Source organism: Anaeromyxobacter terrae (assembly GCF_022690685.1).
Lineage (GTDB): Bacteria > Myxococcota > Myxococcia > Myxococcales > Anaeromyxobacteraceae > Anaeromyxobacter > Anaeromyxobacter terrae.
This window is the reverse complement of record NZ_JALCYY010000057.1, coordinates 24574-31307: the sequence shown is the minus strand read 5'-3', so window position 1 is coordinate 31307 and position 6734 is coordinate 24574. Positions and strand designations below refer to the sequence as shown.

Here is a 6734-nt window from a genome sequence, read left to right as displayed (position 1 = left end):
GCGCGCAGGGCGGCCGCGGCGGCGAGGGCCGCGAGGGCGAGGCGGACGGAGCGCCCGGATCGGCGACGAGCGCGCGTCACAGCAGGTTGTCCACCGCGTAGCCGAGCGACGCGTTGAAGACGCCGACGGGCGTGTCGAGGCGGAGCGCGAGGTCGGCCGACACCGGGGAGCGGGAGAAGCGGGTCCGCGCGCCGCCGAGGGCCTGGGAGGAGTACACGCCGCGCGCGCCGATCGCGAGGTAGCCGCGCCGGAAGAACGCCTGCCGCTGCCAGAGCGGCACGGCGTACTCCAGCCCGCCCATGGCGACGAACGCGTCGTAGCGCGAGTCGGTCGAGAAGTTGAGCTCGAGCGAGCGCGCCAGCGCGGGCCCCACGGCGAAGTAGGAGAAGTCCGCCGGGTAGAAGCGCTCGAAGAACGGCGCGCCGCCCTGCGCGGCGCCGAGCGCCGCCTGGAACCGCAAGGGGAGGGCGAACAGCCCGAACGCCGTCTCGAGCTGGAGGAGGTAGCGGCTGTACTCGTAGTCCCCGCCGAGCACGCGGGAGCCGAACGTCACCTGCGCGAGACCCCGGAGCCCCTCGCGCGGCAGGAAGAAGTCGTCGCGGGTGTCGATCTCGTAGGTGCCGGTCAAGGCCGAGAGGCGCGAGCGGCCGGGCAGGAACGACGGCATGTCCTGGGGCGTCGCCGGCGTGGCCCCGGAGGAGAGCTCGCGGAGCTGCTCGAACCGGTAGCTCGCGAGGAGCCGCTCGAAGGCGCCGGGCCGGATCCCGATGGTGCCCTCGAACGCCGCGCGCTGGTAGCGGAGCCGCGGCGCGGCGCCGAAGTCGTCCGAGAAGGCATCGCACTCCGGATCCCCGCAGGCGAGCTCCTCGCCGCGCACGAACAGGACGGTCGCGCCCAGGACGAGCCCGCGCCCGGCGCGGGCACCGCCGCGGGCGAGCGGCAGGTCGGGCGCGAAGAAGCTGCCCCGCACCGCGAAGCGATCGGGATCCTGGGGCCGGCCCGCGGGCGAGCCGCCGTAAACGAACGCGCCGGACAGCCCGAAGCCGCGCCCGAGGAAGTTCTGCTGAGAGAGGCCGAGGCCGCCGTAGAGCGGCTGGGGCCCCGTGGAGCCGAGGACGAGATCCGTGACGAGGAGCGTGTTCCGCTCGACGACGTCGACGACGAGCACCACGAGGCCGCGCTCGCTCCCGCGCTCGACCCGCGTCTCCACCTTGGAGAACCAGCCGAGCTGGAGGAGCCGCAGGCGCGACAGGAGCACGCGCTCCTCGTCGAGCAGATCGCCCTCGGTGACGAGCAGGTGCCGGCGCACCGCCGGCTCGCGGGCGTGGTGCAGCCCGGACACGACGATCCGCTCGATGGTGTAGCGCCGCGGGAGGGGAGAGAGGTCGAGCTCGGGCGCGCCGGCCGCCGGGGCGGCGATCGGCGAGGGCTCCGGCGCGGCCGGGGCGGCGGCGGCCTGCCCGAGGGCGAGCGCCAGCAGGGCGGGGACGAGCGCGGTCATCGGCGGCCGATTGTAGGCGAAGAGCGGCCCGTTCCGCTGGACGCAGTGCTCCGAGCGTCTATTCAGCCGCGCGGCGGTGGCGGTGCGTCCCCCGGCGGCGTCAGCGCCCGGCGGGGCCCCTGCGCGGCCCGCGGCGGAGGGCGAGGTACGCGTCGAGGGTCGCGACGTCGAGTGGATCCGCCGCGAGCGCGGCCTCGTACGCCGCGAGGGCCGCGCCGGCGTTCCCGAGCTTGCGGGCGACCTCGGCGCGGGCGCGCTGGCGGCTCGCCTCGGCGGCGCGCCCCGGGCCGGCGCGGAGGAGCTCCGCCCGGCGCGCGTCGAGGAGGGCGCGGGGGACGCCGGCGGCGAGGCAGCGCGAGACACCGAGGGCGTTGCCGCGCTCCGCGTCGTGGGCGAGCCGGGCCGCGGGCGTCGCGAGCGCCGCCTGCGCGGCGTCGAGGCGGACGAGGAGGGCGTTCGCCCGCGCGGGGTGATCGGCCGCGAGCGGCCGGATCCGGAGCGCCTCGAGCGCGTCGCGCAGTCCCTGCACCGCGCGCCGCACGTCGGCGAACTCCGCGTCCAGCGGCACGGCGAGGAACGCGTAGTGGCTCGCGGACGCGCGGGCCTCGAGGGTGCGCAGGAGCGGCTCTCCGGCGGAGCCCGCCGGCGGCACCGCGGTCGGGGCGCGCTGCGCGTCGGCGAGCGTCGCGAGCGCGGCGCGGTCCGCGGGCGCGAGGTCCACGAACTGCACCGCGAACCCCGGGTCCATCCGCCAGGCCGCGGCCTCGGCGCCGCACACGTGGCGCACCACCTCGGCGGAGAGCGCGAGCGGCGCCCGCAGCGAAGGGTGCGCGAGGGACAGCCGGACCCGCGAGAGGAGCGGCGGGAGCGCCTCGTCGGTGCGGAGGAAGGCGCCGCTCCGCGTGAGCTCGCGGACGGCGAGGCTCAGGGAGGCCGCGCCGCCGGCGCGCACCTCCGCCTCGATGGCGACCTCCCGGGCGGCGGCCGGCCCGCCGTGCAACGGCGCCGCGCCGGCCGCCGGGCGCAGGGCCGGGGAGGGCGGGGGCGTCCGCGCCGGGAGCTGCGCCTGGGCGGCGCGGAGCGCCCCGGCGAACGCCGCCATGTCCGCGAAGCGGGCGCCGGGGTCCTTCTCGAGCGCGCGGAGGATGGCCCGCTCGAGCGCCGGGGAGACCGGGGCGAGCTCGGAAGGGCGGGGGGGTGGCGTCTTGAGGTGCGCGAGGAGGAGCGGCGCGACGCCGCGGCCGACGAACGGGAGGCGCCCCGTGGCGAGCTCGAACGCGATGACGCCCAGCGCATAGACGTCCGTCCGCGCGTCGATCGGGCCGTCCTCGCACTGCTCGGGCGCCATGTACTCGGGGGTCCCGACGATGACGCCCGACTCGGTGCGGCCGGCGGCGCGGGCGTCGCGCAGCTTCGCGATGCCGAAGTCGACGAGCTTCACGAAGTCGCGCCGGCCGCGGAGCTGGACGAGGAACACGTTCTCGGGCTTGAGATCCCGGTGGACGACCCCCCGCTCGTGTGCGCACTGCAGGGCGTCGCAGAGCTGCAGGAGCACGTCGAGGGCGATCGCCGGATCGAGCGGCCCGCCGCGGATCCGCTCGGCGAGCGTCTCGCCGTCCAGGTACTCCATCACGTAGTAGAAGCGGCCCGGCGCGAGCACCGAGAGGTCGTAGATCCCGACGATGTTCTCGTGCCCGATGAGGTTCACCGCCCGCGCCTCGTCGTAGAAGCGCGAGACGACGTGCGCGTCCGCCGCCATCGCCTCGTGCAGGAACTTCACGGCGACGCGGCTGCCGATGACGGGGTGCTCGGCGAGGTACACCGTGCCCATCCCGCCGCGGCCGAGGAGCCTCAAGATCCTAAAGCTGCCAACCTGCGCGCCCAGGAGCGGATCGACGGCCGGCACCTGCCCCGGCACGGGCTCCTGCGCGGGCGCGGACGCTCCGCCGAAGGCGAGCGTCGGCAGGGGAGACGAGCAGGACGCGTCGGCGAGGTGCGGGCTGCCGCACTTCGAGCAGGGGTCGAGTCCCCGCGTGGTCGACGTTGCCGGACGGTGCACCAAGCCCCCACCGTTGCGAGATTCGAGCGTAGCAGAGGCGGACGACCGGCCCAGCCCCGCGCAGGGGGGACACGCGACGCGCGCGCCGCCGCACGCATTCCGCCCCGGGAAACCCCTTGCGGACCGCGGCGAACCCGGATTTCTCTCGAACACTGCCATGGCCGATTTCAGGAAGATGACGGTCGAGAGCTTGCGCGAGCTCGCCCGGAAGATGCTCGGTCCGGGCCAGTCCCGGAAGACGAAGGGCGAGCTCGTCGCGGCGCTCGAGGCCGCGGAGAAGAAGACCTCCAACGTCGCGAAGGCGGCGCGCGGCAAGGCCCGCACGGCCGCGAGCCGCGCCGCCGAGGCCACGGGCAAGGCCGTACGCGCCGCGAAGCAGGCGGGCAAGGCCGCCGGCGCGGGAGCTCGCGCGGCGGCGCGGGCCGGCAAGGCGGCCGCGGCCGACGTCGCCGAGGGCGTTCGCGAGGCCGCCAAGGCGCCCCGGACGCGCAGGGCGGCGAAGGTCGCGGCGGCGGTGGCGGGCGCGGCGGCCGGTGCGGTGGCCGGGGTCGCGGCGAGCGTCTCGGCCGCGCGGGCGCGGCGCGCGAAGGTAGGCAACGGCAAGCCGGGCGGGCCGGCGCCGGATCCCGAGGGCTACTTCGTCGCCCGCGTGCGCGGCGAGGAGGCGGTGCGCGAGGCGCCGCACCCCATGACCGAGACGACCTCGGACGCGCCGGAGGCCTTCCGCGCCGTCGAGGAGGGCGAGGGCGCCCTCGAGGCCGAGGCGGGCGCGCCGTTCGAGGAGAACCTGGGCGAGCTGCCCTGGGGGTACGGGGACGACGCGTTCGTCGCGCTGCCCCGCGATCCTCGGACGCTCTTCCTCTACTGGGACTTCTCGCAGGAGACCGCCCGGGCGGCGTTCGCCGGGCTCGATCACCCGCGCGCGGAGCTCCGGGTCTTCGCGCGGAACGGCGGCGGCTGGAGCCCGGTCCGCTCGGTGGACTTCGCGCTCGAGGCGAACGGGTACTACGTGCACGACCTCGACCCCGGCCGCGTGTACCGCGCCGAGATCCACGCCGTGGACCGCCGCGGGGAGGACCGGCAGATCGGGCGTGGCTCGAACGAGATGATGCTCCCGCCGCTCGGCCCGTCGCCGGTGATCGACGACCGCTTCATCCGGATCCCCTGGGAGGTTCCGCTCGGGCGGCTCCTCGGCCCCGGCCACGCGGGCGGTCCGTTCTCGGAGGAGGCGCGGGCGCTGCTCGCGCGCCTCAGCGACTGGTCGCGCTTCGCCGCGCGCTCGGGCGCCGTCGGCAGCGCCGGGGGCGTGGGCGGACGGCCGACCTCTCCCGGCGTGTCGTCGCCGAGCTCGCCGTTCGGAGGGTTCGGGGCCGGGGAGGGCGCGTAGATGGCCCAGGAAGTCCTCGGCTACGTCGCCCTCCACCTGCACGCGCACCTCCCGTTCGTCCGTCACCCGGAGTACGACGAGTTCCTCGAGGAGGACTGGCTCTACGAGGCGATCAGCGAGACGTACCTGCCCCTCCTGAGGGTCTTCGACCGCGCGACGGACGAGGGGATCCCGTTCCGCATCTCGATGACCATGACGCCGCCGCTCGTCGCGATGCTGCGCGACGAGCTGCTCATGGCCCGCTACGCGCGGCGGCTCGACACGCTCTGCGAGCTCGCCGACAAGGAGGTCCACCGCACCCGCAACGACGGCACCTTCCACGCCCTCGCCCTCCACCACCAGCGCGAGTTCCGCGAGCTGCGCCAGCTCTTCAACGACCGCTACCACCGCGACCTCGTGGGCGCGTTCCGCCGCCTCGAGGAGGCGGGGCGGATCGAGATCGTCACCTGCGGCGCGACGCACGGGTTCCTGCCGCTCATGCAGCCGTACCCGGAGGCGGTGCGGGCGCAGATCGCGGTCGCCGCGCGCCATCACCGGCGCCACTTCGGCAAGGACCCGGTGGGCATCTGGCTGCCGGAGTGCGGCTACTTCCCCGGCGTGGACGCGTTCCTCGCCGAGGAGAACATCCGCTACTTCTTCGTGGACACGCACGGCATCACCGACGCGACGCCGCGGCCGCGCTACGGCGTCTACGCGCCGATCTACACGCCCACCGGCCCCGCCGCGTTCGGGCGCGACGCCGAGTCGTCGATGCAGGTGTGGAGCGCCGAGTCGGGCTACCCGGGCGATCCGGACTATCGGGAGTTCTACCGCGACGTCGGCTGGGACCTCGAGTACGAGTACGTGAAGCCGTACATCCAGCCGACCGGGCAGCGGAAGAACGTCGGCATCAAGTACTTCCGCATCACGGGGAAGACCGCGCACAAGGAGCCCTACGATCCGGCGCGCGCGCGCGAGCGCGCGGCGCAGCACGCGGGCAACTTCATGTTCAACCGCGAGCGGCAGATCGAGCACCTCGCCTCGCGGATGAACGGGGTGAGGCCGATCGTCGTCTCCCCCTACGACGCGGAGCTCTACGGCCACTGGTGGTACGAGGGCCCGCTCTTCATCGACTTCCTCATCCGCAAGGTCGCCTACGACCAGCGCATCTTCAAGCTCGCCACGCCCGGCGACTACCTGCGAGAGAACCCCGAGCAGCAGCTCGCGACCCCGCCGCTCTCCTCGTGGGGGGCGGGCGGCTACGCCGGCGTCTGGCTCGACGGCTCGAACGACTGGATCTACCGCCACCTGCACAAGGCGGCGGAGCGGATGATCGCGCTCGCCCGCGACTACCGCGAGCCGAGCGACCTCGAGCGCCGCGCCCTCGACCAGGCCGCGCGGGAGCTGCTCCTCGCCCAGTCGTCGGACTGGGCCTTCATCATGAAGACCGGGACGATGGTGGACTACGCGATCCGCCGGACGAAGGAGCACGTGCTCCGCTTCACGCGGCTGCACGACCAGCTCCGGGACGGGCAGATCGACGCGGAGTGGCTCGGCCACGCCGAGGCGAAGGACAACATCTTCCCGGAGATCGACTACCGCCTGTACGCGCCGCGCTAGGAGCGCGAGCCGGCCCCGGCTGGCTGCCCGCTCGGTCTGCCCGCGCCCGAGCTCGCCAGCAGCGCAGGCGCTGGCGGCGCTCGAGGGGCACACCTCGGACGGCGCGCCGTTTCCGGGGCGAGGACGCGTTTCGGATCGTCCGGCGGCGCGCCGGCCGGAGGGCGGCGGGATCTCCGCGCGACGCGCGG

General features: G+C 75.2%; 4 protein-coding genes. 2 read left to right on the top strand and 2 right to left on the bottom strand.

The window, feature by feature from the left end; genetic code table 11:
- Window positions 1-76: 76 nt before the first annotated feature.
- Together MNY62_RS20300 and MNY62_RS20295 are read right to left on the bottom strand one after the other, a co-directional pair.
- Entirely contained in the window at window positions 77-1501 is a 1425-nt protein-coding gene (locus MNY62_RS20300; protein ID WP_242346178.1) for a BamA/TamA family outer membrane protein, read from the bottom strand.
- 100 nt (window positions 1502-1601) lie between these two features.
- Window positions 1602-3356 carry a serine/threonine-protein kinase gene (locus MNY62_RS20295; protein ID WP_242346177.1) on the bottom strand — a complete coding sequence of 585 codons (1755 nt, stop codon included), beginning with the start codon at window positions 3354-3356 and terminating at the stop codon, window positions 1602-1604.
- A gap of 361 nt (window positions 3357-3717) precedes the next feature.
- On the opposite strand from MNY62_RS20295, the gene MNY62_RS20290 reads away from it, so the two are divergent.
- On the top strand, window positions 3718-4947 hold the full coding sequence (locus MNY62_RS20290) for a DUF4912 domain-containing protein (RefSeq protein ID WP_242346176.1): 1230 nt from the start codon (window positions 3718-3720) through the stop codon (window positions 4945-4947).
- A complete protein-coding gene (locus MNY62_RS20285; RefSeq protein WP_242346175.1) occupies window positions 4948-6546 on the top strand; it encodes a glycoside hydrolase family 57 protein in 1599 nt (532 codons plus the stop codon). It abuts the gene before it with no gap.
- The last annotated feature ends 188 nt before the right edge of the window (window positions 6547-6734 follow it).

Bases quoted from the DNA above. Each gene is read 5' to 3' on its own strand.
- MNY62_RS20285 (WP_242346175.1), top strand. From the start codon at position 4,948: ATGGCCCAGGAAGTCCTCGGCTACGTCGCCCTCCACCTGCACGCGCAC.
- MNY62_RS20290 (WP_242346176.1), top strand. From the start codon at position 3,718: ATGGCCGATTTCAGGAAGATGACGGTCGAGAGCTTGCGCGAGCTCGCC.
- MNY62_RS20300 (WP_242346178.1), bottom strand. From the start codon at position 1,501: ATGACCGCGCTCGTCCCCGCCCTGCTGGCGCTCGCCCTCGGGCAGGCC.